25 protein-coding genes are annotated in these 26,131 nt (G+C 68.6%); 18 read left to right on the forward strand and 7 right to left on the reverse strand.

Annotation, left to right across the window (positions count from 1 at the left end; translation table 11 throughout):
• Positions 1-37 precede the first annotated feature (37 nt).
• A complete protein-coding gene (locus KO481_RS19130; protein ID WP_281066134.1) occupies positions 38-1,801 on the forward strand; it encodes an ABC transporter ATP-binding protein in 1,764 nt (587 codons plus the stop codon).
• Between the two features lie 89 nt (positions 1,802-1,890).
• Here the strand turns inward: KO481_RS19130 and KO481_RS19135 are convergent, their stop codons facing one another.
• Positions 1,891-2,655, reverse strand: a complete 765-nt coding sequence (locus tag KO481_RS19135) for an SDR family oxidoreductase (protein ID WP_215918555.1) — start codon at positions 2,653-2,655, stop codon at positions 1,891-1,893.
• 52 nt (positions 2,656-2,707) lie between these two features.
• Here KO481_RS19135 and KO481_RS19140 point away from each other — a divergent pair, with 52 nt between their 5' ends.
• Together KO481_RS19140 and KO481_RS19145 are read left to right on the forward strand one after the other, a co-directional pair.
• Positions 2,708-3,055 (forward strand): winged helix-turn-helix transcriptional regulator, encoded by a 348-nt coding sequence (locus KO481_RS19140; protein ID WP_215918556.1) that lies wholly within the window; start codon positions 2,708-2,710, stop codon positions 3,053-3,055.
• 58 nt (positions 3,056-3,113) lie between these two features.
• Entirely contained in the window at positions 3,114-3,512 is a 399-nt protein-coding gene (locus tag KO481_RS19145; protein WP_215918557.1) for a subtilase-type protease inhibitor, read from the forward strand.
• 23 nt (positions 3,513-3,535) lie between these two features.
• Here KO481_RS19145 and KO481_RS19150 read toward each other — a convergent pair whose 3' ends face one another.
• Entirely contained in the window at positions 3,536-4,516 is a 981-nt protein-coding gene (locus KO481_RS19150) for an FAD-dependent oxidoreductase (protein WP_215918558.1), read from the reverse strand.
• 274 nt (positions 4,517-4,790) lie between these two features.
• On the opposite strand from KO481_RS19150, the gene KO481_RS19155 reads away from it, so the two are divergent.
• From KO481_RS19155 to KO481_RS19170, 4 genes are all read left to right on the forward strand, one after another.
• Positions 4,791-5,243, forward strand: coding sequence for a hypothetical protein (locus KO481_RS19155; RefSeq protein ID WP_215918559.1), 453 nt, complete (start codon positions 4,791-4,793; stop codon positions 5,241-5,243).
• 98 nt (positions 5,244-5,341) lie between these two features.
• Complete coding sequence (locus KO481_RS19160; RefSeq protein ID WP_245401172.1) at positions 5,342-6,259, forward strand: metal-dependent hydrolase; 918 nt, start codon at positions 5,342-5,344, stop codon at positions 6,257-6,259.
• Positions 6,256-7,359 (forward strand): PDR/VanB family oxidoreductase, encoded by a 1,104-nt coding sequence (locus KO481_RS19165; protein WP_308166680.1) that lies wholly within the window; start codon positions 6,256-6,258, stop codon positions 7,357-7,359. The genes KO481_RS19160 and KO481_RS19165 overlap by 4 nt, the downstream gene beginning before the upstream one ends.
• 28 nt (positions 7,360-7,387) lie before the next feature.
• Entirely contained in the window at positions 7,388-9,154 is a 1,767-nt protein-coding gene (locus KO481_RS19170; protein ID WP_215918560.1) for an SDR family oxidoreductase, read from the forward strand.
• Between the two features lie 226 nt (positions 9,155-9,380).
• Here KO481_RS19170 and KO481_RS19175 read toward each other — a convergent pair whose 3' ends face one another.
• Complete coding sequence (locus KO481_RS19175; protein WP_215918561.1) at positions 9,381-10,844, reverse strand: alpha/beta fold hydrolase; 1,464 nt, start codon at positions 10,842-10,844, stop codon at positions 9,381-9,383.
• Here KO481_RS19175 and KO481_RS19180 point away from each other — a divergent pair.
• Positions 10,813-11,427: a TetR/AcrR family transcriptional regulator gene (locus tag KO481_RS19180; protein ID WP_215918562.1), complete on the forward strand. Its 615-nt coding sequence runs from the start codon at positions 10,813-10,815 to the stop codon at positions 11,425-11,427. The genes KO481_RS19175 and KO481_RS19180 overlap by 32 nt on opposite strands.
• A gap of 62 nt (positions 11,428-11,489) precedes the next feature.
• Here the strand turns inward: KO481_RS19180 and KO481_RS19185 are convergent, their stop codons facing one another.
• Positions 11,490-11,879 (reverse strand): RidA family protein, encoded by a 390-nt coding sequence (locus KO481_RS19185; RefSeq protein ID WP_215918563.1) that lies wholly within the window; start codon positions 11,877-11,879, stop codon positions 11,490-11,492.
• A gap of 72 nt (positions 11,880-11,951) precedes the next feature.
• On the opposite strand from KO481_RS19185, the gene KO481_RS19190 reads away from it, so the two are divergent.
• Together KO481_RS19190 and KO481_RS19195 are read left to right on the forward strand one after the other, a co-directional pair.
• A complete protein-coding gene (locus KO481_RS19190) occupies positions 11,952-12,860 on the forward strand; it encodes a LysR family transcriptional regulator (protein WP_215918564.1) in 909 nt (302 codons plus the stop codon).
• Between the two features lie 221 nt (positions 12,861-13,081).
• Complete coding sequence (locus KO481_RS19195) at positions 13,082-13,297, forward strand: hypothetical protein (protein WP_215918565.1); 216 nt, start codon at positions 13,082-13,084, stop codon at positions 13,295-13,297.
• Positions 13,298-13,345: 48 nt separating this feature from the next.
• Here the strand turns inward: KO481_RS19195 and KO481_RS19200 are convergent, their stop codons facing one another.
• Complete coding sequence (locus KO481_RS19200) at positions 13,346-14,368, reverse strand: TerC/Alx family metal homeostasis membrane protein (protein WP_215918566.1); 1,023 nt, start codon at positions 14,366-14,368, stop codon at positions 13,346-13,348.
• 287 nt (positions 14,369-14,655) lie between these two features.
• Between KO481_RS19200 and KO481_RS19205 the strand changes: the two genes are divergently transcribed.
• The 7 genes from KO481_RS19205 (at position 14,656) to KO481_RS19235 (ending at position 22,312) form a co-directional block, all read left to right on the forward strand.
• Positions 14,656-15,651, forward strand: coding sequence for a zinc-binding dehydrogenase (locus KO481_RS19205; protein WP_215918567.1), 996 nt, complete (start codon positions 14,656-14,658; stop codon positions 15,649-15,651).
• Between the two features lie 88 nt (positions 15,652-15,739).
• Positions 15,740-17,269, forward strand: coding sequence for an amino acid permease (locus KO481_RS19210; RefSeq protein ID WP_215918568.1), 1,530 nt, complete (start codon positions 15,740-15,742; stop codon positions 17,267-17,269).
• Between the two features lie 10 nt (positions 17,270-17,279).
• Positions 17,280-18,008 (forward strand): FadR/GntR family transcriptional regulator, encoded by a 729-nt coding sequence (locus KO481_RS19215; protein ID WP_215918569.1) that lies wholly within the window; start codon positions 17,280-17,282, stop codon positions 18,006-18,008.
• Positions 18,009-18,018: 10 nt separating this feature from the next.
• On the forward strand, positions 18,019-19,401 hold the full coding sequence (locus tag KO481_RS19220) for a glutamine synthetase family protein (RefSeq protein ID WP_281066135.1): 1,383 nt from the start codon (positions 18,019-18,021) through the stop codon (positions 19,399-19,401).
• 3 nt (positions 19,402-19,404) lie between these two features.
• On the forward strand, positions 19,405-20,799 hold the full coding sequence (locus tag KO481_RS19225) for an aldehyde dehydrogenase family protein (protein ID WP_215918570.1): 1,395 nt from the start codon (positions 19,405-19,407) through the stop codon (positions 20,797-20,799).
• Positions 20,800-20,823: 24 nt separating this feature from the next.
• Entirely contained in the window at positions 20,824-21,603 is a 780-nt protein-coding gene (locus KO481_RS19230) for a 3-oxoacyl-ACP reductase (RefSeq protein WP_215918571.1), read from the forward strand.
• Complete coding sequence (locus KO481_RS19235) at positions 21,596-22,312, forward strand: gamma-glutamyl-gamma-aminobutyrate hydrolase family protein (RefSeq protein ID WP_215918572.1); 717 nt, start codon at positions 21,596-21,598, stop codon at positions 22,310-22,312. Before KO481_RS19230 ends, KO481_RS19235 begins: the two co-directional genes overlap by 8 nt.
• Positions 22,313-22,327: 15 nt before the next feature.
• Here the strand turns inward: KO481_RS19235 and KO481_RS19240 are convergent, their stop codons facing one another.
• The gene (locus KO481_RS19240; RefSeq protein WP_215918573.1) at positions 22,328-23,215 is read right to left on the reverse strand and encodes a cation diffusion facilitator family transporter; all 888 of its coding nucleotides are present in this window, start codon (positions 23,213-23,215) and stop codon (positions 22,328-22,330) included.
• A 106-nt stretch (positions 23,216-23,321) separates the two neighbouring features.
• A complete protein-coding gene (locus KO481_RS19245; protein ID WP_215918574.1) occupies positions 23,322-25,574 on the reverse strand; it encodes an FUSC family protein in 2,253 nt (750 codons plus the stop codon).
• Between the two features lie 179 nt (positions 25,575-25,753).
• Here KO481_RS19245 and KO481_RS19250 point away from each other — a divergent pair, with 179 nt between their 5' ends.
• Positions 25,754-26,020 carry a hypothetical protein gene (locus tag KO481_RS19250; protein WP_215918575.1) on the forward strand — a complete coding sequence of 89 codons (267 nt, stop codon included), beginning with the start codon at positions 25,754-25,756 and terminating at the stop codon, positions 26,018-26,020.
• The last annotated feature ends 111 nt before the right edge of the window (positions 26,021-26,131 follow it).

Consider the following 26,131-nt stretch of genomic DNA (forward strand, 5'->3'; position numbering starts at 1 on the left):
CTCAGTTATGAGCGATAGTTCTCGGAAGGAGGCGCCTATGGCAGCCCAATCCCCGCCTCGGCTCCGCCGGATCCTCCGGCTGTTCCATCCCTATCGCGCCAGCCTGGCCCTGGTCGCCATCCTGGTGGGCCTGTCGTCCGTCGTCTCCCTCGCCTCGCCGTTCATGTTGCGCGCGGTCCTGGACGACGCCCTGCCGCACGGCCGCGTCGGCCTGCTGACCCTGCTCGCCGCCGGCATGATCGCGGTCGCCGTGCTGACCGGCGTGTTCGGCGTGCTGCAGACCTATATCTCGACCGCCGTCGGCCAGCAGGTCATGCACGATCTGCGCGCGGCGGTGTACGCGCGGCTGCAGAGCATGCCGCTGGCCTTCTTCACCACCACCCGCACCGGCGAGGTGCAGTCCAGGATTGCCAACGATATCGGCGGCATGCAGTCCACGGTCACCTCGACCGCCACCTCGCTGGTATCGAACTTCACCTCGGTCATCGCGGCGATCATCGCGATGATCGCGCTGGACTGGCGCCTGACGGCCGTCTCGATGCTGATGCTGCCCTTCTTCGTCTGGATCAGCCGCCGCGTCGGCGACGAGCGCCGCCGGATCACCGGCCAGCGCCAGCGCCAGCTCGCGGGAATGTCGGCGATCGTGGAGGAATCGCTGTCGGTGAGCGGAATTCTGCTGGGGCGCACCATGGGTCGCGCGCCCGAACTCGTGGACGACTTCTCGCGCGAATCGCGCGGGCTGGTGGACCTGGAGATCCGTGCGAGCATGGCCGGGCGCTGGCGGCAGGCGACGATTCAGATCGTCATGTCGGCCATGCCCGCGGTGATCTACTGGGCCGCTGGGCTCACCGTGGCCTCAGGGCATCCACTGGTCTCGATCGGCACCCTGGTGGCCTTCACCACGCTGCAGACCGGGCTGCTGCGTCCCGCCGTGCAGCTGCTGTCCACCGGTGTGGATATGCAGAGCTCGATGGCGTTGTTCGGCAGGATCTTCGAATACCTGGATCTGCGCCCCGATATCGAGGAACCGGCCGATCCGGTGCCGCTACCGGCCGCCTCGGGCGCGGTGCGATTCGACCGGGTCGGCTTCGCCTACGATCCGCAGGACCGGAATGTGCTCAGCGACATCGACATCACGGTTCCCGCGGGGACCTCGCTGGCCATCGTCGGCGAGACCGGCTCGGGCAAGACCACTCTCGGCTATCTGGTGGCGCGGCTGTACGACGCCAGCACCGGAGCGGTCACCATCGACGGAATCGACGTGCGCGAGCTGAGTTTTGCCGATCTGTCGGCGGCCGTGGGCGTCGTGTCCCAGGAGACCTATCTGTTCCACGCCTCGGTCGCGGACAACCTGCGCTTCGCCAAACCCGATGCGACGGACGAGGAATTGATCGCCGCCGCCCGGGCCGCGCAGATTCACCAGCACATCGCGAGCCTGCCCGATGGTTATGACACCCTCGTGGGTGAGCGGGGCTATCGCTTCTCCGGCGGCGAGAAACAGCGTCTCGCCGTTGCCCGCGCCATCCTGCGCAATCCGCCGATCATGGTCCTGGACGAGGCCACCAGCGCCCTGGACACTCGTACCGAACGCGAGGTGCAGGCCGCCATCGACGCGCTGGCACAGGGCCGCACCACCATCACGATCGCGCATCGCCTGTCCACGATTCGCGACGCCGACCAGATCGTGGTGCTGGACTCCGGGTACGTCGTCGAGCGAGGCACCCATCGGGAACTGCTGGAGCGCAACGGTTTCTACGCGGGGCTCTTGTCCCGGGACGAGGTGCTGGAACCGGCCGCCTGATCGATGTCGGCTGCCCGACCGTGGTGCACCTCTGAAGCGTCGGCCTGCTGAGGACCTGACTGCCTTGGAGACCGCGGTGCGGCGATACCTTAGGTTGTAGTTGTAGCCGGGGATGGCGGCCACTGCGCGAGGTAGTCCGCCCCGCCGACGTAGACAGTGTGCCCGGAGGCGTGATTGCCCGTGGTGGCATCGGCGACGGCGGTCGCGAATTCCTCGATCGTCGGCAGCGCGCCGTGCTCGGTCCGGGCGGCGACCGCGTCCGGATCGCGGCGCTCCAGCAGCCGCACGATGATGGTGCCGTCGATCATGTCGCCCGAGACGATCGTGAAACCGATTCCCCGGGAATCGAATTCGCCGGTCAAAGCGCGTAGCGCATCCTCGCCGGCGCGCTTGCTCGCGGCGATGGGCTCGTACTCGGACGGGACGGGTTTGCGGCCGTGGAAATGTGCCTGGTGGCTGGTGACGAAGACGATACGGCCGCCGCGGGGGATCAGTGGCAGGAACAATTGCACCAGGCGCAGCTGCGCGTCCCGGTTGATGGCCATGGCGTAGTCCGGCCTCGCGCCGCGCTCGAGTCCGCCGGATGCGTTGAGCACCAGCACATCCAGGCGCCCGAACCGCTCGGCGATCTCCGTGCTCAGCCCGCGTGCGGCGGCCTCGTCGGACAGGTCCGCGCCCGCGATCGAGGCGCTGCCGCCCGCCGCGGCGATCTCGTCGGCGAGGTCCTGTGCGCGCCTGCGCTTCTCGCGATAGTTGAGCACCACGTGATCGCCGCGTGCGGCCAGGATCCGTGCCGTCTCGGCCCCGATGCCCCGTGAGGCGCCCGTCACCAGCGCGATTCTGCTCGACTCCATATGCCCGCCCTCCTCCGCTGCTTCTATTTCAGAACCACTATGCTGGTTCTAAATGAGAAGCGCAAACGATTCGGGGTCCACCGGGCGCGACCCGGCCGCGGGGCCGAAGCAGGCGATGGAGCTGCTCGGCCAGCGCTGGATGCTGCGCGTGATCTGGGAGCTCGAACCCGGGCCGCTGGGATTCCTGGAGCTGCGCCGCCGGATGGGCAACTGCTCCTCCAGCATGCTTTCGGTGCGCCTGCAGACCCTGCAGAGCGCCGGGATCATCGTCAAGCGACCCGACAAGTCCTACGAATTGACCTATCCGGGAGTCGAACTGGGCCGCGCCCTGGAGCGGCTGTGGAAGTGGTCCGACCGGTGGCGCGACACGATCAACCCCCCGGACGAGAACCCCGCCTGAAACATTCCGCCCGCCGCGATCGACAGTCCATGCACAACTCGACGATGAGGAGAAGCCGATGATCGCCCTCCGTGCCGCGGTCCTGGCCGTGGCCGTCGCGGGAGTCGCCGCGGCGCCCGCGCAGGCCCAATCCTCGACCCCGCTGCCCTCGGCCCTCACGCTGACGGTGTCCAAGAGCACTGTGCCCGCAGCGGGTCCGCGCACGGTGCTACTCGTCTGCTCCCCGACGGTGGGCGGCACCCATCCGAACGCCGCGGCGGCCTGTGGCGAACTGGCCGCGGTGGGCGGCGACCTCGAGCGCCTGCACGGCCACCCGATGCGCTTCTGCCCGATGATCTACGATCCCGTCACCATCACCGCCGAGGGTGTCTGGAACGGCGCCTCGGTCTCGTATCGGCACACCTACCCCAACTCCTGCGGGGCGCTGAACCGCAGCACATACGTGTTCGCGTTCTGAGCCGGCTCCCGCTGCCGCCTCGCTCACCCGTGGACGGCGAGAACTTCCTCCCGGCGGCGGCGCATGGCGGCGGCGGGATCGGCCCCGGACAGCAGCGCCCGGCACAGCGCCGCGGCATCCTCGATGGCGTCGCGGGCGCCCACCCCGGCGGCGGGGCTGAGCGCGTGATCGGCGTCGCCGCACAGGATCACCGGCGCGCGGGGCGGAAGCGCGCGGGTCAGCGGCACCGTGCGGGCATTGGAGACGTGCACCATTGTGGTGGCCTCGAGCAGGGTGTCGAGCAGGAACGGAATCGTGGGCAGGGCCTGGCGGATCGGGGCGATCCAGCGGGCCAGCGGATGAAATCCCGTGTAGCCCACCGGGATCGGCTCGCGGGTTAGTCGCACGAACCATACCGTGACCTGATCGTTCCAGAAGTGCCCGAAGGTGGCCGGGCTCGCGTCCACCCGGCGATGGAAATGCAGGACGGACGGGGCGGTGTTGGGCCGGGTGCCCGGCGCGGCGGTGGCATACAGCACCACCTGGCCGGCGTATTCGGGCTGCCGGGCGGGCTCGAGGCGGGTGCGGGCGATCGAATCGATGCCGTCGGCGGCGATGACCAGCTCGGCCGCGGTACCGCCCGGGTACAGCACGCCGGTGTCGGGATCCAGATCGGTGATGGCGGTGCCGTAGTGGATCTCGGCCTTGGAGTCGTCGGCGAATTCGGTCAGCACCCGCATCAGGTCGGTGCGGTGGTAGAGGCGGTGACCCGCGGCGGGATTCTCCCGCATCTCCTCGGCGGGGGAGCTCACCCGGAACCCGGTCGTCGGATACGACGCGCGCTCCAGCTCGTCCGCGGGAACCCCCAGCTCGGTCAGCGTGCGATGCGCTCGGCCGTCCAGGAACAGGAACGCGCCGCCGCGCACGTTGGGCCGGCGCTCGTAGACGATCGCCTGATGGCCCTCCCGGGCCAGCGCGCCCGCGAGCACGGTCCCCGCGATGCCGCCGCCGAGGATCGTCACCATCTGCGTGCCCCCCGGCCGCCGGTCTCCGGTGCGCCCCCGGTCAATGTGTCTCCTAGCGTGGACTTTTCATCGCTGCGGGCGCCCACGGGAGTGGTTCACCGATGGCGATTTTCCGTCTCTCCATTCCTAGCATCGTCACCGGAGCGGCGCTACCGTCTTACTCGGTGGGCGGCGCGATCCGGCGCGTGGGGGTGCAGCCTGTGGCGGGTGTGCGCTAGCCTGCCGGAATCGACGACGGGCCGCGGAGGCGGCGGCACGGGCTGGGAGCGGAAGTATGACGGTGATGGGATCGAATCGCCCGCGTATCGCGGGTGCGCTGGCGCTGGCGTGCCTCGCGGCGACGGCCGCGGCGTGCAGCTCCGGCACGTCGAATCCCGCGGGGGCGGGCACTCATGCCTCCGCACAACCCTCGAACCTTCCGGAAGTGATCGACTGTTCGTTCGACAAGCCGGCCGTGCGGCCAGTGAACCTGATCCTTGCCTGTGCCGATCTGGGCGCCGAGGTCGACAAGATCACCTGGAAATCCTGGACGGCGGACAAGGCCGAGGGCGAGGGTACCGAGCGCGACAACACCTGCGTTCCCAACTGCGCCGCCGGGCATTACATCACCAAGCCGGTGCATGTGGTGCTGTCCGATCCCATCCAGCCGGCCAACCTCTATACCAAGGCCACGACCACCGACGCCAAGGGCAAGATCTACAGCGTTCCGCTGGTCAAGCAGCGATGACGCCCTCCCGGCTATAGCTGTTACTCCTGGTCGCATATACACGCGAAATTTTGCTACGCTCATGTAGCGACCGCGTCGACGATGACCAGGAGTGCCCGATGAAGTTACTTCCCATGCTGTCTGCCTGGCGTACCCGCCAGGAGGCAACCGATCCGGGTGAGGTAGCTCTGCGCGCGCGCAACGTGCAGTTCGACTGGCGCGACACCCCGCTGCACTGGATGCCCGCCGAGCCGATCGCCTCGCACGTGATCAACGCGCTCAACCTGTTGCTTCCCGAGGGAGAGCGGATGTTCTGCCTGGCCTTCTCCGAGGCGCTGACGCTGGTGCGCGACGAGAAGCTGCACGAGCAGATGCTCGGATTCATCGGGCAGGAATCGATGCACGCCGAGACGCACAACGGCGTGCTCGAGCAGGTGCTCACCACGCACGGCATCGACGTCGAGGCCTATGTGCGGCAGATGGAGTATCTGTTCCGCAACACCCTGGGCCCCCGCCCCGGCGGCGACGCCGCCGCGGAGTTCCAGACCCTCGTCGAGCGCCTGGGCGTCATCGCGACGCTGGAGCATTTCTTCGCCTTCCTCGGCGACTGGGTGCTCAACGCCGACCTGGAGCGGTTCGGCGCCGATCCGCGGGTGCTGGATCTGTTCCGCTGGCACGGCGCGGAGGAGGTCGAGCACCGGCACGTGGCCCACGATGTCGCGCGCTACTTCGACATCGGCTACCTGCGCCGCTGCGCGCTGATGCTGATGGTCTTCCCGATCTTCCTGTGCCTGGTCGGGCGCGGCACGAAATTCCTTGTGCATGAGGACCCCTCGCTGCCGAACATGCGCTATCCGCGGCTGCTGTTCCGGATCTTCGGCGCGATGTGGCGCGGCGCCCTGCCCGGCGTGCCGTCGCTGCTGTGGAGCGCGGGATCGGTGCTGCTGCCCGGCTACAACCCCGAATCCGTCGGATCCACCGCCCAGGCCGTGGCCTACCTGGCCAAATCGCCCGCGGCGCAGGCGCTGGCGTCGTGACGCGACGCGTTCCGCTGTCCCGGCCCGCCGACCTGTACGGAAATCGGCGCGGCGACAGGGCGATTCGGGTCATCGATGCCGTGGCCACGAGCAGGCTGCGCTGGGCCACGCTGATCAACCGGCGCACCGCGCACGGTTCGGTCGACGATCACCGCCTGAACCTGCGGGTCGCGCAGCGGCGGGTGGAGGCCCACGACGCCGACGTGGTCAGCCTGCTGCTGACCGCGCCGGACGGCCGCGCGCTGCCGCCCTGGCGTCCCGGCGCCCACCTGGATCTGGAACTGCCCTCGGGCCGGTTGCGCCAGTACTCGCTGTGCGGTGACCCCGCCGATCGGCACAGCTATCGCGTTGCGGTCCGCCGGATTCCGGACGGCGGCGGCGGTTCGATCGAGGTGCACGACGACCTGGGTGTCGGCCGTGCGGTGACCGTGCGTGGTCCGCGCAACGCCTTCCCGTTCGTGCTGCCCGGGCACGGATCCGATGCCGCCCGTGTGCATTTCGTGGCCGGAGGTATCGGCATCACGCCCATCCTGCCGATGGTGCGGATGGCGCACCGACTCGGCGTCGATTGGTCGATGGTCTATACCGGCCGCAGTCGCGACTCGCTGGCCTTCCTCGAGGAACTGGAGGCGTTCGGCGATCGCGTGCGCGTGCGGACCGACGACGAACACGGCCTGCCCGGCGCGGACGAACTTCTCCCCGGCGTCGGCGCGGACACCTCGGTCTACTGCTGCGGGCCGGTCCCGATGACCGCGGTGATCGCGGCCGCGGTGCGCGAGATGCCCGGCGTCGAACTGCATTCCGAGCGCTTCTCCGCCCCGCCGGTGCACGACGGCACGGCCTTCGAGGTGGAGCTGGCCCGGACCGGCGAGGTTATCGCGATCCCGGCCGACCGCTCGGTGCTCGACGCGGTGCTCGGGGTGCGGCCCGATCGTCCCTACTCGTGCCGCCAGGGCTTCTGCCGCACCTGCCGGGTGACCGCGCTGTCCGGCGAGGTCGACCATCGCGACACCGTGCTCACCGACGCCGAGCGCGCCGAGGGCGACCTGCTCATCTGCGTATCCCGCTGCGGCGGTGACCGTCTCGTACTGGATCTGTGAATCTTCCCCTCGTCGAAGGAGAGAGACAATGACAGCATCGCCCCCTGGTCCCGACGCGGAGCGGACCGTTCGCAGCGGCGAATTCGACCTCGCCGTCTACGAATACGGCGATTCCGCCGCCGAGACCGTGATCCTGGTGCACGGCTGGCCCGACGACCACCACCTGTGGGACCGGGTGATTCCATTGCTGGCCGGGCGTTTCCACGTCGTCGCCTACGACACTCGCGGGCACGGCCGCTCCACCCGCACCAGCCGCACACAGGACTATCGCCTGGATGCCTTCGCCGCCGACTTCTTCGCGGTCGCCGATGCGATCAGCCCCGAAAAGCCGGTGCACGTGCTGGCGCACGACTGGGGTTCGGTGCAGATGTGGGAGGCGGTCTGCGAACCGCGGGCCACCGCGCGGATCGCGTCGTTCACCTCGGTGTCCGGGCCGAACCTGGACCACATGGGTAAGTGGATGCGCGCCAAGCTGTCCCGCGGCGCGGCGTGGGGTCCGTTCACCCAGCTGCTGTCCTCGGCCTACACCTTCCTGTTCATGACGCCGGGTGTGCCGCGCGTGGTGCTGCGGCCGCTGTCGGCGGAGGCGGTGTGGCGGCGCTTCGTGGGCCTGATGAACGAGACGGCCCCGGAGAACGTGCGGCTGGGCCCCAATTTCCGCGAGGATTTCTTCGACGGGATGCGCATCTACCGCGCGAATATCGTGCAGCGCATGGTCGATGCCCGCGAGCGCCGCACCGACGTGCCGGTGCAGTTGGTGATCGCCGGCCGCGACGTGGCCGTGCGGCCCGCGGGATACGAGAACGAATCGCAGTGGACCGAGCGGCTGTGGCGGCGGGAGGTCCCGGCGGGCCACTGGCTGCCGTTCTCGCATCCGGAGCTACTGGCCACTGCCACCACGGAACTCATCGACTCGCTCACCGCGGGTACGCCGTCGCGCGCACTGCGGCGCGCGGAGGTGAGCGCGCGGGTGCGGCGCCCGTTCGAGGATCAGCTGGTCGTGATCACCGGCGGCGGCAGCGGAATCGGCCGCGAGACCGCCCTGGCCTTCGCGCGCCGCGGCGCGGAGATCGTGGTGTCCGATGTCAATCTGGATGCGGCCAAGGAGACCGTCACGCTCGTGGAGGCCGAAGGCGGTGTGGCCCACGCATATTCGGTGGACGTCTCCGATGCGGACGCCGTCGCCGAGCATGCCGCGACCGTGATCGCCGCGCACGCGGTGCCGGACGTGCTGATCAACAATGCCGGAATCGGCCAGGCGGGCGACTTCTTCGACACGTCCGCGGCCGAGTTCGACCGGGTGCTGCGGGTCAACCTGGGCGGGGTGATCAACGGCTGCCGCACCTTCGGCGCCGCCATGGCCGAGCGCGGGCTCGGCGGGCACATCGTGAACCTGTCGAGCATGGCCGCCTACACCCCGCAGCGCGGTTTCAGCGCCTACTCGACGAGCAAGTCGGCGGTGTTCATGTTCTCCGACTGCCTGCGAGCCGAACTGTCCGGCAAGGGGATCGGCGTGCACACCATCTGCCCCGGCATCGTGCACACCAATATCGTTGCCACCACCCGATTCTCGGGCCTCTCGGCGGAGGACGAGGCGGCCAAGCAGGCCAAATACGATGCGCTGTACCGCAAGCGGCACTACGGGCCCGAGAAGGTCGCCGCGCAGATCGTGCGTGCGGTGCAGGACGGACGCGACGTCGTTCCGGTGACACCGGAAGCCCACCTGCAGTATCACTTCCACCGGTTCGCGCCGGCGATCGCCCGATTCGTCGCGGCACGGGTGAAGCTGACCTGAGGTGTGAACCGGGGTGGCTCGCGCTGACCTGCCGTGCAGCTCGAAGCGGTCGCCGCAACCGGTGGCCCCGATGCCTCATGTCGAGATGCGCGCGTCCGCTGGTTCGTTGCCGCAGCCGAGAATGCGCGCGTGGAGGTGTGCTGCACGAGGGTGCGATGGTGGGCGGCGTCGGGCCGGCTGACGACATACCAGCCGCCCACGGTGTTCCCTGGCCGCCGGACCGGCCCTACCGGTGTTCGCCGAGGAAGGTCGGAATGTCTGCGGCCGTGGGGTAGTTGGGAAGCGGCGCCGGCTTGTTGTCGAGGAAGGCGGTGATGACCGATGCTGCGCGGTCGTTGTTGTCGTCGAGGCCGTTCCAGATGTGATGGCCGACGCCGGTGATGTATTGGGTCCGGGCAATCGCGGGATCGGACGCCAGGACGGCCGTCGCCCATTGGCGCAATTGGTGCGAACATTGGGCTATCACCAGCATCGCCGGAACCTTGGATGCGCGCAGTTGCGGAGCGATCGAGGGCGAATGGGTGATCGTTTCCTGGATGCGGAGGCTGGCGGCCGGGTTGAACGAGAAGTTCGCGGCGCTGTCCTCGACCGGGATGCGGTGGGCGTCCTTGGCGCAGTAGCTGTTCGCCGTGTCGCTGCCGAGATCGGCGGCCCGGAAGGCGTTGACCGCTTCGGCCTGGCCGACCATCTGATCCTGGGGAGACAGTAGCCCCAGCCGCTGCAGCCCGAAGGCAACCGCATAGCGCGGCATGGAGACCGAGCGTGGGCCGCCGGGCGGGGGAGCGATCCCGGCGGCCGTAGCGCTTCCGATCCAGCCGGCCAGATGCTCCGTGGGGCCGTCCATCGGTCCCGGCTCCACGATCACTGCCCTGTGGATGAAGACCGTGCTCGCCGCGTCGGCCAGGGCTCGCGTGAGGATCACTGCCCCGGAGGAGAAACCGATCACGTCGGCGCGTCGGCCGGGGACGTGCTCCAGCACTGCCATGAGGTCGCGCACCGAGCGGTCGATGGTGTAGTCGGGCATGGGCAGCGGATCGCTTCGCCCGCCGCCGGCCTGTTCGTAGGCGTACACATCGAAGCCATCGTCGGCCAGCTGCCGCAGAAACGCGTGGTCGATCAGGGCGATGCTGCGGACGGGACCACCGTTGAGATACAGCAGCGGTATACCGTGATGCGCGACGCCCGCCGGCGGTGCGTAGTGATACACAGCGACACGGCTGCCCGTCGCCAGCGTCCAACGCTCGCTCGAAACTCCGGGTAGGTCCGGACGATACTGCCAGCTCGTCGAAACGGTTGGTACGCAGGCGCTGGCGGTGAGCGCGCAGGCCAGACCCGTCTGAATCAACATGTGCACGGCGACGCGCCGGCGGTCACGGGCCGCCAGTAGTCCGGCAGTGGCCGTGCCGATCATGGCAGTGACGGTCCATGCCGCCCATCCACGCCCAGCCCCGCCGGTCAGCACCACGACAGCCAGGAACACCACGACCAATGCCAGTACGGCCGTGACGTGGATGGCGGTGGTCCGTAACACTCGCAAGCTCTGTCGAACGAACGTCACTACGATCTCCTCAGTTTCAGAACATTGTTCTGAAAAACTGTAACACTGTTTCGGAACAATGTTCTGTAACAGTGTTACCTGCCGAGTAGACTGCGTCTCCATGGGACGTCCGCCAACCAACGATGACGCCACGCGCGAACGCCTCGTCAGCGCTGCGACGAATCTGCTGCGCGACCGCTCGTCGGATCGCTTGTCGATGCGCGAAGTTGCCGCTGCCGCAACCGCTTCGACTACCTCGATCTACACGTTGTTCGGAAGCCGGGAGGGTCTGCTCGCCGCCGTGCGCCGGCGCGTGGCGGCGCAGCTGTTCGAAGTTCTGGTCGCGGTACCCGCGGGTGACGATCCACTCGCCGACCTGCTCGCGATGGCGTCGGCCTATCGGCGGTGGGCCCTGGACGAGCGGCACTTTTACGCGGTGATCTTCGGCGGCGGCACGACCTACACTCCCAGCGGCGCCCCGAGCGACCAAGATCCGGCGGCGCCGCTCGTCGAGGCGATCAGCCGCGTACATGTCTCCCGATACTCGACCGCCGAGGTGAACCACATCGCTGTCGCGGTCTGGGCGACGCTGCACGGATTCGTCACGCTCGAACTCGACGGGACCCTGCCCTCGGCGTACATCGACGCGATGATCCAGACGGCCGTGAGATCATTGGTTCTCGGCTGGCACGTACCGACTTCCAGCGGCCGATATCACGGTGCGCCGACCGGGTGAGCAGGGCTATAGTCGCCTCGGGCGCGGTGCCGCCGTTCACCCGGATCGGATTGCGCGGACGGTTACACGGTGATCCGCCGGGCGTACACCTCGATCTCGATCTTCATGCGGGGATCGGCGAGGCCGCACATGAGCATGGTGGCGGCCGGCCGGACCTCGCCGAAGGCGCAACGCAGTACCGGCCAGCAGGGCTCGAAGTCGGCCCGGTCGGGCAGCAGGTAGCGCACCCGCACTACATCAGCGAAGGTGCACTTCGCTTCGGCCAGGGCAGCCTCGATGTTGCGCAGGCACTGCTCGGCCTGCTCCACCACGTCGTCTGAGATCGTCATGGTGGTGTAGTCGAATCCGGTCGTCCCGGACACATGAACCCAGTCGCCGTCGACCACGGCGCGGGCATAGCCGATCTGTTCCTCGAACGTGGAGCCGCTGAGGATCGAACGTCGCTCTGTCATGCGCCGAATGCTAAGTGACCAGCACTGATACGTCTAATACGCCTTCAGGCATGGAGTGATATCTCTATTGGTATGGAGCGCCCTGAACTTCCCCTTCCGCAGCTGCATGCCTTCGTCGTGCTCGCCGAGGAACTCCACTTCGGCCACGCCGCCTCCCGCTTGGGCATCGCCCAACCGCCGCTGAGCCAGCAGATCCGTCGCCTGGAGGACAAGGTCGGATACGCGCTGTTCAGCCGCGAGCCCGGGCGCATCGGCCTCACCCCGGCAGGCCGCGAACTCCTCCCCGCTGCCCGGCATGCCCTCACCGGCCTCGCAGAGGGCCTGACCGCGGCCCGAGAGGTCGGCAGCGGCAGGGCCGGCCGGCTGCGGATCGGCTTCGCCGCCTCCCTTGCCCTGACCGTCCTCCCCGGCTTGCTACATACCTTCCGGAAACGGTTTCCCGCCGTGGACCTGGACATCCATGAGATGACCACCACGCCCCAACTGGCCGCTCTGCGCGAAAGGACGATCGACATCGGCCTGCTGCGGGAGCCGCCTGCCCATGACGCGGAACTTGGATTCGAGACCGTGCTGACCGAACAGTTCGTGGCCGTCCTGCCCTCCTCACACCCACTCGCGGCACAACGAGCCGTCCGAGTCGAGCAGTTGGCGGACTACCCCTTCGTGCTCCTGCCTCGAGCCGTCGGCCCGCCGCTGTACGACCAGATCACCAACCTGTGCACCGCCGCAGGCTTCACCCCCCAAGTGACTCAGCACGCAGTGGAATGGCAGACCGTCTGCGCCCTGGTGGAAACCGGCCTGGGAGTGTCGCTGGCCCCGAAGAGCATCCGCCGCATTCGCCTCAAAGGCGTTGCCTTCCGCGGGATCGAGCCCAACACCGCGCGCACACGAATCGCCGTCGCCTGGCGCAAGAACGATTCAAACCCCCTGGTCCCGCGTCTCTTGGCAGCTCTCAATCAAGATCCGCTGGACAAGACGTAGCAAATATCGTTGCCACCACTCGCTTCTCGGGCCTGTCGGCGGAGGACGAGGCGGCCGAGCAGGCCCCCGATCAACTGCCGCGGTTCTTCGGTCGGCTGTCGAATCCCGACCGCGGCGGGTCGGTCGCACGCTCGCGGCGACCGGATCGAGAGCGGGGGCTTGCACTTGCGTCGCTGGTAGGTACACGCTTGTGTATGGCATATGTCGGAATCTTTTTTGCGATGCTGGCCGTGTCCCTGATCTCGGCGGTCGTGCTGGCGGTGTTCGTCGACGCCCTGCTGCATCTCATGATCTTTTTCGGTCCGAATCATCTGCGAGAACTGAACAAGACCGGCTGGCACTTCGAGAAGCACGAGGATCCCTGGACGACCAGGCTCGCGCGGGAGATGCGATTGCTGCTGGACCCGCGAGAGCACGTCGGGGCGGTCCCGCACTGAGTATCCGGACCGGTCGAGGGCCAGCGCCGTCGGCGGAGTAACGCCGGGCTAGGACGCGGAACCCGCTGCGGTGGCGTCGTTTTCTCGCGCTGCCCGGGTGGCCCACAGGCTGCTGGCGGTGACCGTCGCCAGCACCGCCACGATCACCCCGAGCGAGGCAGGCGTCGGGATCTGCGGCATCCCGTCCCAGATTCCGTGTGCCCAGTGCAGCACCAGCTTCACCCCGATGAAGGCCAGGATCACCGCGAGCCCGTAGGCCAGGTGGACCAACCGGCTCAACGCCGCCCGCAGCACGAAGTACAGCGCGCGCAGTCCCAGCAGTGCACAGGCATTGGTGGCGAACACCAGGTACGGGTCGCCGGTGACGCCGTACACCGCGGGCACCGAATCGACCGCGAACACCAGATCGGTGGTCGTCACCGCGGCGACCACCAGCGCCAGGGGTGTCAGCGCACGCCGTCCGGCCTCCCGCACGGTTATCCGCGTGCCCCGGTAATCGTCCGTCACCGGCAGTATCCGGCGCAGCAGCCGCACCGACCGCATCGAGGAGACCTCGACCTCCTGCTCCTGTCCGCCGGCCGCGTCCACCAGCAGTTTCGCGGCCGTGACCAGCAGAATCGCACCGAACAGCAGAAATGCCCAATCCAGCGAGGCCAGCGCGGCGGCGCCCAGCGCGATGAAGAGCCCGCGCAGCACCAGCGCGCCCGCGATCCCGTACAGCAGCACCCGCTGCGCGAGCGCCGCGGGCACCGCGAACGCGGCCAGCAACAGCATGAAGACGAACAGATTGTCCACCGACAGCGACTTCTCGAGTAGATAGCCGGTGAGGAATTCCGTGCCAGGCCGCGCGCCGTACCCGGCCCAGATGGCCGAACCGAAGGCGATCGGCAGGGCCAGGTAGACCACCGTCCACCCGATCGCCTCGCGCATGGATACCTCGTGCGGGCGGCGGGTGACTGCGAAGTCCAGCACGAGCAGGGCCAGCACACCGGCGATGGTCACGGCCCAGAGCCAGGGCGAGGCGATCGTGTGCAGCTGGGACGATGCGAGTGCGGACGGGGCCGGATTCATGGATCTCCTCGGGTACGGCAAATAACCCGAGGTCTCCTTCACCCGCTGCCGGGCGGCCATCCGGGGAATCCAACGGTGGAATCCGTACTGACCGGAATGGCGCTTGGGAAGTACTCCCCTCACCGATCATGGTAGCGATGCCGCGATACCTCAGCAAATCGCATCCGCGGGTACCGGAGATGCCCGGTGTGCCCGCGACTTTCGCTCGCAGCGAACAACTTGACCTCAATCTATCTTGAGGTAAGAGGCTGTTCCCATTGTTCGACAACGAAGGGATGTGGCCGGAAATGCGTGTGGTAGAGGCGAAGTCGTTCGGAGGCCCGGATGTGCTGGTGCCCGCTGAGGCGCCCGATCCCGTGGCCGGCGCGGGCGAGGTCGTGGTGGATGTCGCCGCCGCGGACGTGATGTTCCTCGATACCCGCCTGCGCGACGGGTCGGGGGTGAACTACTTCCCGGTGCAAACGCCCTACGTGCCCGGCGGGTCGGTGTCCGGTGTGGTGTCCGCCGTCGGGCCCGGCGTCGACCCGGCCTGGGCGGGCAAGCGCGTGATCGCCCGCACCGCCGCCAGCGCGATCGGTGGCGGGGTGCCGACCGGCGGATACGCGGAAAGGGCACTCGCCCAGGCCGATGCGCTGCTCGAGGTGCCCGAGGGGCTGGACCTGGTGCAGGCCGCGGCGCTGGTCGCCGACGGCCGCACCGCCGTCGCGGTCGCCGAATTCGCCGATCCGAAGCCGGGGGAGTGGGTGCTGATCACCGCCGCGGCCGGCGGGCTGGGCACGCTGCTCATCCAGCTGGCGCGCGCGGCCGGGGCGCGGGTTGTCGCCGCGGCCCGCGGAGAGGCGAAACTGGCACTGGCACAACGCCTCGGCGCCGAGGCGGTGGTCGACTACGACGAATACGGCTGGGCCGACCAGGTGCTGGCGCTGACCGGTGGCACGGGCGTGCAGGTGGTTTTCGACGGCGCGGGCGGGCCGATCGGCATCGACGCGCTGGGCGCGGTCGCGCCCGGCGGACGGTTCCTCGGGTACGGCAATGCGGCAGGCGGATTCGCCGCGATCTCCGCCGAATCCGCGGCCGCGTCGGGCGTCGCGGTGACGATGCTGCCGGATCTGCTGCGCGCGGATATCGATTGGGCAGCGGCGGGCCGCCGGGCGCTGGCGGAGGCCGCCGCCGGAAAACTGGAAGTCGTTGTGGGCCAGACCTTCCCGCTCGCCGATGCGGCCGCGGCCCATGCCGCGATCGAATCGCGAACGGCGATCGGCCGCACGATCCTCACGGTGTGAAATAAATGGATTGAAGTCAGGCCATTGACATTTAGTTGTGACGCGGGCAACATTCGCTCATCACCCTCCTGTACCTGAAGGAGAAGCCATGGGCCACGAGATTCCCCCCGTCGACAGCGATGCCGCTGTCCTGGCCGAGCTCGGATACAAGCAGGAACTGCACCGCGGGCTGACCGGCTTCTCCAACTTCGCGGTGTCGTTCTCGATCATCTCGATCCTCGCGGGCTGCATCACCTCGTACGGGATCGCGCTGATCTCCGGGGGCCCGGCGGCCATCGACATCGGGTGGCCGCTCACTGGGGCCTTCGTGCTGTGCGTCGCACTCGCGATGGCCGAGGTCTGCTCGAAGTACCCCACCGCGGGCGGCCTGTACTTCTGGGCCGGGCGCCTGGCCAAGCGAAACAAGCGCCAGTGGGCCTGGTTCGTCGGGTGGTACAACTTCCTCGGCGAGGTCGCGGTGACCGCCGCGATCGATTACGGGGCGGCGGTCACGATGATGGCCTTCGCGAACCTCATGTGGGGCGTCGCGCCGCATCCGCTCAACACGTTCGTCCTGTTCGTCGTCCTCATCGTCGTGCACGGCCTGCTCAACACGTTCGGTGTCACGCTCGTGAGCCTGCTGTCCAACGTCTCGGCGTGGTGGCACATCGCAGGCGTGGCGATCATCGTGGGCGCGCTGTGGATCATGCCGACCTCGCACCAGTCGGCGGCCTGGACGTTCACCGCCTGGCACAACCAGACCGGCTGGGGGTTCAGCCCCTACGTCTTCGGCATGGGCCTGCTCATGGCGCAGTACACCTTCACCGGATACGACGCCTCGGCCCACGTCGCGGAGGAGACGAAGAACGCCGCGACCGCCGCGCCGCGCGGCATCGTGATGAGCGTGCTGGTCTCGATCATCGGCGGCTGGATCCTGCTGTACTCGATCACGGCGGCGATTCAGAACGGCAGCCAGGACGGACTCACCAAGCTCGCGGGGACATCGACCGGCCTGCCGCCGGCTCAGGTCTTCCTCGACGCGCTCAACAATCCGGCGGTCGCGAAGTTCCTGCTTTTCCTGGTGTGCGGCGCCCAGTTCTTCTGCGGAATGGCGTCGGTGACCGCGAATTCCCGCATGAGCTACGCGTTTTCGCGCGACAACGCGATTCCCGGATCGCGCCTCTGGGCGCGGGTGAACCCCCGCACGGGCACGCCGACCAACTCGATCTGGCTGTGCGTGGCGCTCTCGGTCGTGCTCGCGGCGCCGGCGCTGTTCAACTACACCGCGTACCTCGCGGTGACCTCGATCGCCGTCATCGGCCTCTACATCGCGTATGTGACGCCGGTGCTGCTGCGCCGCCTGGACCGGAACTTCGTGCCCGGGCCCTGGAACCTCGGCAAATGGAGCCCGATCATCGGCTGGATCGCGGTGGTCTGGGTGGTCTTCATCGTGATCCTGTTCGTCCTGCCGCCCACCTCGCCGATCACCGTCAGCACGTTCAACTACGCGCCCATCGCCGTGGTCATCGTCGCCGCGCTGGCCACGGTGCTGTGGCTGACCCGGGGGCGCCGGCACTTCATGACATCCGAACAGGACTCACACCTGACCATCCGGGCCGAGAAGCTCCTCGAGGAATAGCCTGACCACCGTGAACAGCACGATGGATTCGCCCCTTGTCGATGCCATGTTGCACCCCGTGCGGGGGCACATGGCCTTCGAGTCGTGCGTCGAGCAGCTCGGCTCCGCCATCCAGCTCGGGATCTTCCCGCCGGGTTCGAAACTGCCGAACGAGCGCGAGCTCGCCGAGCGGCTCAACGTCTCCCGCGCGACGCTCCGCGAGGCCATCAGCGCCCTGCGCACCGCCGGGTTCGTCACGACCACGCGCGGGCGCGGGGGCGGCACCGTCGTCGCGGCGATCGCGGGGGAGTGGCCGGGGGAGGTGAATCCCGTCGCCGACCGGCGGGCCGGGATCGAGGACATCATCGTATTCCGCTCGGTCATCGAGCCCGGGGCGGCGTACCGGGCCGCGAAGACCGCCCTGGGCTCGCAGCAGCGCGCGCTGCTGACCGGCTGTCTGCGCGATCTGGAACATGCCGCGACACCCGCGGACTACCGGCAGGCCGATGCCCGGCTCCACCTGGCGATCGCCACGGTGTGCGGATCGGACGAGCTGTCCAAGGCGTGCAGTCTCGTCCAGGCCAAGGTCCACCAATTTCTCGCGGAAATCCCGTTCCTCCAGGCGAATATCGCCAACTCGGACGGCCAGCACTACACGATCGTGCACGCGATTCTCGACGGCGACGCCGAACGCGCGCGTTTCGTCATGCACGAGCACTGCGACGCGACCGCCGCTCTTCTCAAGGGTCTACTGAAATGAGTTCTCCCCCATGAACCTTTCCGACGTCTCGGTCCGCAACGATCGAATGCTCACGGTCGACGAGCTCCGCTCCGCGATCGACCTCGGCGACATCGACACGGTGATCCTGGCTTTCACCGATATGCAGGGCCGGTTGCAGGGCAAGCTCCTGCACGGCCAGTTCTTCCTGGACACCGTGCTGGATCACGGCACGGAGGGCTGCAATTACCTGCTCGCCGTCGACGTCGAGATGAATACCGTTGCCGGGTACGACATCTCGTCGTGGGACACTGGTTACGGGGATATGGTCTTCGAGCTCGATCTCGCGACCATCCGCCGCCTGCCGCACCGTCCGGGAAGCGTGATGATCCAGTGCGATCTCGCGCTCGAGGACGGGACTCCCGTTCGCGTGTCGCCGCGCTCGATCCTGCGCGGGCAGGTCGAGCGGGCCGCGGCCCACGGCTGGAAGGCGCTGGCCGGTACGGAACTCGAGTTCATCCTGTTCGACACGAGCTACGAGAACGCCTGGGCGAGCGGCTATCGCGAGCTGGCGCCCGCCAATCAGTACAACGTGGACTATTCGATCCTGGGCTCGGCACGGGTCGAGCCGATTCTGCGCGAGATCCGAAACGCCATGTACGGAGCGGGATTGAACGTCGAATCGGCCAAGGGCGAATGCAATCTCGGCCAGCACGAGATCGCCTTCAAGTACGACGAGGTCATCACCACGGCGGACAACCATTCGGTCTACAAGACCGCGGCAAAGGACATCGCGCAGCAACGCGGGAAGTCCATCACCTTCATGGCCAAACCCAATGCGCGCGAAGGTAATTCGTGCCACATTCACCTGTCACTGCGCGGCCTGGACGATGCGCTCGTCTTCTGGGACCACGCCGCCGGGCGCCGAACCCCGCTCTACGACCACTTCGTCGCCGGCGTGCTGGCGACGATGCGCGAATTCACGCTGCTGTACGCGCCGAACATCAACTCCTACAAGCGCTTCGTCAAGGGCTCGTTCGCGCCCACCGCGGTCGCGTGGGGCCTGGACAATCGCACCTGCTCGATCCGGCTCGTGGGTCACGGGCCGAGCGCGCGCCTCGAGAACCGCCTGCCCGGCGGTGATGTCAACCCGTACCTCGCGATCGCCGCGATGCTCGCGGGCGGACTGCACGGCATCGAGCACGAACTTCCGCTCGAGCCCCAGATGCTCGGGAGCGCTTATGAATCCGGCGCGCCGACCGTGCCGGCCACACTGCGCGATGCGCGCGAAGCATTCGCGCGGTCCGCGGTCGCCGCCGAGGCGTTCGGCGACGACGTCGTCAAGCACTACCTGCACTATGCCGACATCGAGATCGCCGCGTTCGACGCGGCGGTCACCGACTGGGAACTCCGTCGCGGATTCGAAAGGCTCTGATATATGCGCATTCCCACGTCCCCCTTCAGCGCGGGCGGAGAAGTCACCGCCCTGAATCCGGCGACGGCAGAACCGGTCGCCGCCGTGCGCCTGGCCGGCCTCGCGGAGACCGATGCCGCGATCGAGCGGGCGCATCGCGCCTTCCCCGCTTGGCGTGAGGTCGCACCCGCCGCCCGCGCGCGGCTGCTGCGGAACTTCGCCGCCGTCGTCGACGAGCATCTCGAGGAGCTCGCACGGCTCGAGGTCGCGAACGCGGGCCACACGATCGGCAACGCGCGCTGGGAGGCGGGCAACGTCCGCGACGTGCTCACCTATTATTCGGCCGCGCCCGAGCGGCACTTCGGCCGGCAGATTCCCGTGTCCGGCGGGCTCGATGTCACCTTTCACGAGCCGCTCGGCGTCGTCGGGATCATCGTCCCGTGGAACTTCCCGATGCCCATCGCGGGCTGGGGGTTCGCGCCCGCGCTCGCGGCCGGAAACACCGTCGTGCTCAAGCCCGCGGAACTCACGCCGCTGACCGCGATGCGCCTGGGCGAGCTCGCCCACGAGGCGGGCCTGCCCGAGGGCGTGTTCACGGTCATCCCGGGCAAGGGCAGCGTTGTGGGTGAGCGCTTCGTGACCAATCCACTCGTGCGCAAGGTGTGCTTCACCGGCTCGACGGAGGTGGGCAAGGGCATCATGCGCGGCTGCGCGGACCAGGTCAAACGCGTCACGCTCGAGCTCGGCGGCAAGAGCGCGAACATCGTGTTCGCCGACGCGGACCTGGAGCGGGCCGCGGCGAGCGCACCGGGCGGCGCGTTCGACAACGCAGGACAGGACTGCTGCGCGCGCTCGCGAATCCTGGTCGAGCACACGGTGTTCGAGCGCTTCCTCGACCTGTTGCGGCCGGCGGTCGAGGGCTTCCGCGTCGCGGATCCGACCCTGCCGGACACCGAGATGGGGCCACTCATCTCGGCGCGGCAGCGCGATTCGGTCACCGCGCATCTCGACGGCGCCGATGTCGCGATTACGGGCCGCACGGTCGGCGACTCCGAGGGCTTCTGGCTCGCCCCCCGCGTCGTGCTGCCCCGCGGAGTGCAGGACCCGGTGTGGCGGCACGAGCTGTTCGGGCCCGTCGTCGCGGTCATGCCGTTCACCGACGAGGCCGACGCGATCGCGAAGGCCAACGACACCGAATACGGGCTGTCGGGATCGATCTTCACGCGGGATATCGGGCGGGCGCTGCGGGTCGCGCGCGGCGTCGAATCCGGCAATCTCTCGGTGAATTCGCACTCCTCGGTCCGCTACTGGACCCCGTTCGGCGGGTTCAAGCAGTCCGGGCTCGGCCGCGAACTCGGGCCCGACGCACCCGACTCCTTCTCCGAGGTCAAGAACGTCTTCATCGCCACGGACAACTGAGCATCTGACGAAAGGCACACAGGCATGGGAAAGCTCGACGGCAAGGTCGGGGTCATCACGGGCGGCTGCAGCGGGATCGGCCTCGCGACGGTCCGCAAGTTCGTCGCCGAGGGCGCGCAGGTCGTCATCGCCGACCTCGACGAGGTGCGCGGCAAGGAGATCGCCGCGGAGGTGGGCGGGGAGTTCGTGCGCGCCGACGTCACGAACGCCGGCGACGTCGCGGCGATGTTCGCGCACGCGAAACAGGTCTACGGCCGCATCGATATCGCGTTCAACAACGCGGGCATCTCGCCCCCCGACGACGACTCGATCCTGAAGACCGGCATCGACGCGTGGGATCGCGTCCAGAAGGTCAACCTCACGAGCGTGTACCTGTGCTGCAAGGCGGTGCTGCCGTACATGCTCGAGCAGGGGAGCGGTTCGATCATCAACACCGCCTCGTTCGTGGCGATCATGGGCGCGGCGACGTCCCAGATCTCCTACACCGCGTCCAAGGGCGGCGTGCTCGCGATGACCCGCGAGCTCGGTGTGCAGTTCGCGCGCAAGGGAATCCGGGTCAACGCGCTGTGCCCCGGACCGGTCAACACGCCCCTGCTGCAGGAGCTGTTCGCGAAGGATCCCGAGCGCGCCGCGCGCCGCCTCGTGCACGTCCCGATGGGCCGCTTCGCCGAGCCCGAGGAGATCGCGAACGCGGTCGCGTTCCTGGGCAGCGACGAGTCGAGCTTCATCACCGCGACGGACTTCCTCGTCGACGGCGGCCTGTCGAACGCGTATGTCACGCCGCTGGATTCCGACTTTGAGTGACGCGCCGGTCATCGGCCTCACCACCTATCGCCAGGCGGCCGACTGGTCGTCCTGGCGCGGGGTCGAGGCCGATCTGCTGCCCTCGGACTACGCCCGCGCGGTCGAGCGCGCGGGCGGTATCCCGCTGCTCCTGCCGACCTTCGCGACCGCGCGCGCGGCGACATCCGCGGTCGACCGCCTGGACGGGCTGCTCCTGGCGGGAGGTGCGGACATCAACCCCGCCCGCTACGGCCGGCCCCCGCACGAGAGCGTCACGGCCTGGTACGACGACCGTGACGCCTCCGAACTGTGGCTCCTGGCTGCCGCCCAGGCCCGGCCCCTGCCCGTGCTCGGCATCTGCCGCGGCATGCAGCTCATGGCCGTCGCGGCCGGCGGAACCCTCGTCCAGCACCTCCCCGACGTCGTCGGCCACGCGGTGCACTCCGGCGGCGACGGCGACTACTCGACGGTCCCCGTCACGGTAGCCCCCGGCCACCGCATCTCCGACCTCATCGGCAACGAGCTACTCGTCCGCTCCCACCACCACCAGTCCGTCGCCACACACCCCGGGTACGTAGCGACGGCCCGCGACGCCGACGGCGTCATCCAAGCTATGGAGGCCCCCGGCCCCCGCTTCGCCGTAGCCGTCCAATGGCACCCCGAAACCACAAGCGACTGCGGTGTTTTCAAGGGCCTCATCGAAGCCTGCCGCTTCACCCCAACCCCGTGACCGAGCCCGAAAGACTCATTGGACCCATCTCCGCTGAGCGGTGAAGACCACAGAGGTCGAATACCGGTGCCCCAGCGTGTGCAGATCGTGGTCGATCTCGGCACGCAGACCGTCGAAATAGTCGATGTCGCGGCGCGCCGCCGCCGCACCCACCACGAATGCCAATTCCACATCGACTCGGCTGCCCACGGTCGAGGCCCGGACGATCGATTCCTCGAATCCGGCCCGCGCCCGAATCCGTTCGCCCAGATCCCGCAACTCATGCAGCATCGGTTCCGGCGGCGCCATGGTGAGAATCTCCCGGAAGCCCGAGCGGAACAGCCCCAGCGGAATCCACAGATAGATCAGCGATACGCCGATGACCAGGGCCGGGTCGACGAACCGCGCGGCATACCGGTGGTCCGTCGCCTCCAGCACGGCCGCCACCCCGAACCCGGCCAGCGTCACCAGGCTCAACATCGCATCGCCCATCCATTCCGCGGCCTCGGCCCGCACCAGCGCCGAATCGCCGCGTGCCGCGCGGCGCAGCGCCAGCGCGACGACGACGCTCGCCAGCGACGCGGTCACCGCGTACGCCAGCGCCGAGGACACCGAAACAGCTCGCCCGCCGTGAAAGATCTCCCGCGCGGCATTGACCGACCCGTAAACACACAGTCCTGCCAGCGCCGTCGATTTGACCACGACGGCGATCGATTCCCAGATCTCCCGCCCCCACGGATATCGGGCGTCCGCACCCTTGTCCGCGGTATGCCGGGCCCCGATCGCGAAGCCCGACAACGCGATGCTGACCAACGAATACAACCCGTCGAAAACGATCATCTGCGATCCCGCCGCGATCCCCCAGAGCAGCGACACCACGACGAAGAACACCGAAGCCCACAGCGAGAACATCAGCGCGCGCATGAACCGAACGCTACGACCTGCCACGATTCCCCGGCATGAACATTCACGTCTCGGTACGGTCACGCCCGCGCGGACCTGCATGACCGGGCCGCGGTGAGCCCGTCGCCTACTTCCACCACGGCAGCGCGCGCTGGCGTGCCAATTCGTCGGCGGCCTCCACCAACTCGGCCAGGTGTGGGTTGACGTGCTGGATGTGCTGCTCCACCCACAGGGTGCACGGCAGCACCGAGACCGAGGCCGACGCCGCGATGGTGTCCAGCTCCGGCGGGACCAGCGAGGCGGCCGGCAGCGGGGCACGACCGACCAGGCTGTCACCCAATTCGTCGAACCAGAGCGCCAATTGGGCGGATTGGCCGTGCAGGGCCTGGCTCACCGGGTCCGGTTCGGCGTCGGGATGGGGCAGACCGGCCAATGATTGGGCGGTCAGGCGCAGCCGGGTCGTGCCGGTCACGAGGCGCCAGAGATGTTCGCGCGGCATGCGTTTGGTGCCACGCTCGGCCAGGTAGCCGCGGACCGCCTCCTCCAGGCGCATATCAGCGGTGAGCGCGCGGCCCTTGTCGGGCGGCGAGTTGCGCATCCCCAGTGCCCATTCCACCGCACCGGCCAGATAATGCCCGCCCTGATGGAACGCGTCGGACAGGTCGTCGCGCACGATCTGCCCCGCCCCGCGCGGCCAGAACAGCGCTCCCACAACCACACTGACGAGGCAGCCGATCGCCACGTCCTGCACCCGCAGCACGCCGACCTGCCAGCCCACCGGGACGATCAGGTTGTAGAGCACCGAGACGGTCAGGGTGAAGGCGGCCTGGCCGACCGCGAAGGGCGCCACGCCGGGCGCATACGCGGCGATCAGGGAGACCACCGGCAGTGCGATCCACATCGCGACCGGGCCGGTTCCGATGGCCAGCAGCAGCGCCGCGCCGACCACGAATCCGAGCACCGTGCCCGCCAGCGCCCGCAAAGCCGTTGCGCCCGTGGTGGATGCGCTGGTACGCAGCACGGACATCGTGCCCAATACCACCCAGAACGCGTGCTGTACCCCGCTGATGTCCGCGACGGCGGTCGCGGCCGCCAGACCCAGCGCGCCGCGCATGGCGTTGAGGAACCACACCGAGCGCAGGCTCGCGTGCCCGAGGGTGACGCCGCCCACGGCGCTCAGAAATCCGAGACGTCGCCGCGGAGCGGGCAATTCATCCGTCGCGGAAGGAGATTCGACGGTGTAGTCCGCGAGCCCGGCGACAGTGAGGGTCTGCAGGGCCGCGGTGCGCGCCCCGAGGCCGATCGTGCGGGCATGGAAGGAGACGTCCACGGCGTCGGCGTAATCGGGCCGTCCGATATCCATGTGGCGCAGCGTGGTGACGCTCTCGTCCAGCGCACGCTCCAGGCGTTCGAGATCGGCGGTGACCCGCGGGCCGTCCCCGGAGCCGTCCAGCAGTCCCGCCACATCCCGCAGCACCGTGGCGGTCGTGACGAACAGCGCCTGCTCCACGTCGATCTGGATGGTGAGGTCGGCATGCTCGCTCAGGCAGTCGTCCATTACGCTGGCGATCCACTCGAGCATGCCGACCATTGCCGTCAACGCCTGGTCGGCCGCGGTGAGCCCGGTGGGCCGGTTCGGCCCGGAATTGAACTGTTCCAGCAGCCGGTGCTTGGCCTCGATCGCCGCCACCCTGGCCGCCTGGGCTGTGGTCTGGGATGCCGTCGGCTCGGATTGCACCGCGAGGGCACCGGATTCGGTCACGCCGCGGCCCTGCGCGGCCGTGGCGGTGAGCGCGGACGCCTCGCAATCCGCCAGCGCCGCGTCCAGCCGGTCGGCCAGCGCGCGCGCCAGTGTCGCCGCGGCCGCGCGCACCCCATCGCTGTTCGGTCGTGGCGAGATGAGCAGCACCGCGGCGGTTCCCACGATCGAGGCCAGCCACCAGCCCGCCAGCCGCGACGGGATCGCCTCGATCGCGCCGGGGGAGGCGGCGGGCAGCACGAACGCGAGCAGCGCGGCCGTCCCGCCGGCCGCCACATTCGGCCCGATCACCCCGGAGAACAGCACCGCGAACCCGACCACCAGCGTGACCACCACCGCGAGCCACACGATGGTGTGCACCGCGGTGCCGATCGCCAGCAGCACACTGCCCACCACCGCAAGCCCGAGGTGGCCCAGCAGCTTATCCCTGCGGCTGCCCCCGAACGAGGCCATGACCAGCGTGGCGAAACCGCCGAACGCCGCGAAGGTCGCCATATCCATGTTGCCGATTGCCTTGGCGGTCAAGGCGAATAGTCCCGGAACGACGAGGGCGGCGCGGAGTGCCCGCAATGCGGCGGGCATCGACCACAGCCGCGCCACCCGGGCGCGCAGTTCGATCATGCGCCTACATTACGGGCGCGCGCCGGTCGGCGGCATGCTGTGGGCGTCGTGAATTCCCCCTGCCCGCGCGCCACGATCCGCGGCCCCGCCATTCCATGAAAGCAACAACCGGCGATCTTCTCCGTCGGCCCCGGTAATCTCGGCCCCCGATCATCGTGTCGTCGTCGAGAGTGCTGCCCATGCGTATGCGCAAACCCCTGATGGGATTGGTCGTGCTGGCCGGATTCACCGCCTTGACCGCGGTGGCGCCCGCACAGGCCCAGGAATATCCGCACCCACCGGAGGTCCCGCAGAACTTCACCTGTGCCGCCCAGGGCTGGGCCGGACATGCGCTGGCGCCGATGACCCTCCAGGTCCCGGGCGACACGTACGACGCCGCGCGCCGGGCACAGGTCCTGTGGCGTGGCAAGGCGAAGTACGCAACCATCGCCTGCACCGCGAGCTGACCGAGGGCCTATCCCGGCTGCACCCCGAGCTGAACCCAGGGACCTATCCGGTTTCCGGCGGCACAGCACCGGAAACGTCGGGCCGGCATGGTAATAACGGTCGGCAGCGCG

Source organism: Nocardia albiluteola (assembly GCF_018860155.1).
Taxonomy (GTDB): domain Bacteria; phylum Actinomycetota; class Actinomycetes; order Mycobacteriales; family Mycobacteriaceae; genus Nocardia; species Nocardia albiluteola.

Bases quoted from the DNA above. Each gene is read 5' to 3' on its own strand.
- KO481_RS19195 (WP_215918565.1), top strand. From the start codon at position 13,082: ATGCTGGCCGTGTCCCTGATCTCGGCGGTCGTGCTGGCGGTGTTCGTC.
- KO481_RS19135 (WP_215918555.1), bottom strand. From the start codon at position 2,655: ATGGAGTCGAGCAGAATCGCGCTGGTGACGGGCGCCTCACGGGGCATC.
- KO481_RS19180 (WP_215918562.1), top strand. From the start codon at position 10,813: ATGGGACGTCCGCCAACCAACGATGACGCCACGCGCGAACGCCTCGTC.
- KO481_RS19150 (WP_215918558.1), bottom strand. From the start codon at position 4,516: ATGGTGACGATCCTCGGCGGCGGCATCGCGGGGACCGTGCTCGCGGGC.
- KO481_RS19145 (WP_215918557.1), top strand. From the start codon at position 3,114: ATGATCGCCCTCCGTGCCGCGGTCCTGGCCGTGGCCGTCGCGGGAGTC.
- KO481_RS19200 (WP_215918566.1), bottom strand. From the start codon at position 14,368: ATGAATCCGGCCCCGTCCGCACTCGCATCGTCCCAGCTGCACACGATC.
- KO481_RS19130 (WP_281066134.1), top strand. From the start codon at position 38: ATGGCAGCCCAATCCCCGCCTCGGCTCCGCCGGATCCTCCGGCTGTTC.
- KO481_RS19170 (WP_215918560.1), top strand. From the start codon at position 7,388: ATGACAGCATCGCCCCCTGGTCCCGACGCGGAGCGGACCGTTCGCAGC.
- KO481_RS19210 (WP_215918568.1), top strand. From the start codon at position 15,740: ATGGGCCACGAGATTCCCCCCGTCGACAGCGATGCCGCTGTCCTGGCC.
- KO481_RS19240 (WP_215918573.1), bottom strand. From the start codon at position 23,215: ATGCGCGCGCTGATGTTCTCGCTGTGGGCTTCGGTGTTCTTCGTCGTG.
- KO481_RS19155 (WP_215918559.1), top strand. From the start codon at position 4,791: ATGACGGTGATGGGATCGAATCGCCCGCGTATCGCGGGTGCGCTGGCG.
- KO481_RS19205 (WP_215918567.1), top strand. From the start codon at position 14,656: ATGCGTGTGGTAGAGGCGAAGTCGTTCGGAGGCCCGGATGTGCTGGTG.
- KO481_RS19185 (WP_215918563.1), bottom strand. From the start codon at position 11,879: ATGACAGAGCGACGTTCGATCCTCAGCGGCTCCACGTTCGAGGAACAG.
- KO481_RS19190 (WP_215918564.1), top strand. From the start codon at position 11,952: ATGGAGCGCCCTGAACTTCCCCTTCCGCAGCTGCATGCCTTCGTCGTG.
- KO481_RS19230 (WP_215918571.1), top strand. From the start codon at position 20,824: ATGGGAAAGCTCGACGGCAAGGTCGGGGTCATCACGGGCGGCTGCAGC.
- KO481_RS19140 (WP_215918556.1), top strand. From the start codon at position 2,708: ATGAGAAGCGCAAACGATTCGGGGTCCACCGGGCGCGACCCGGCCGCG.
- KO481_RS19225 (WP_215918570.1), top strand. From the start codon at position 19,405: ATGCGCATTCCCACGTCCCCCTTCAGCGCGGGCGGAGAAGTCACCGCC.
- KO481_RS19220 (WP_281066135.1), top strand. From the start codon at position 18,019: ATGAACCTTTCCGACGTCTCGGTCCGCAACGATCGAATGCTCACGGTC.
- KO481_RS19250 (WP_215918575.1), top strand. From the start codon at position 25,754: ATGCGTATGCGCAAACCCCTGATGGGATTGGTCGTGCTGGCCGGATTC.
- KO481_RS19245 (WP_215918574.1), bottom strand. From the start codon at position 25,574: ATGATCGAACTGCGCGCCCGGGTGGCGCGGCTGTGGTCGATGCCCGCC.
- KO481_RS19160 (WP_245401172.1), top strand. From the start codon at position 5,342: ATGAAGTTACTTCCCATGCTGTCTGCCTGGCGTACCCGCCAGGAGGCA.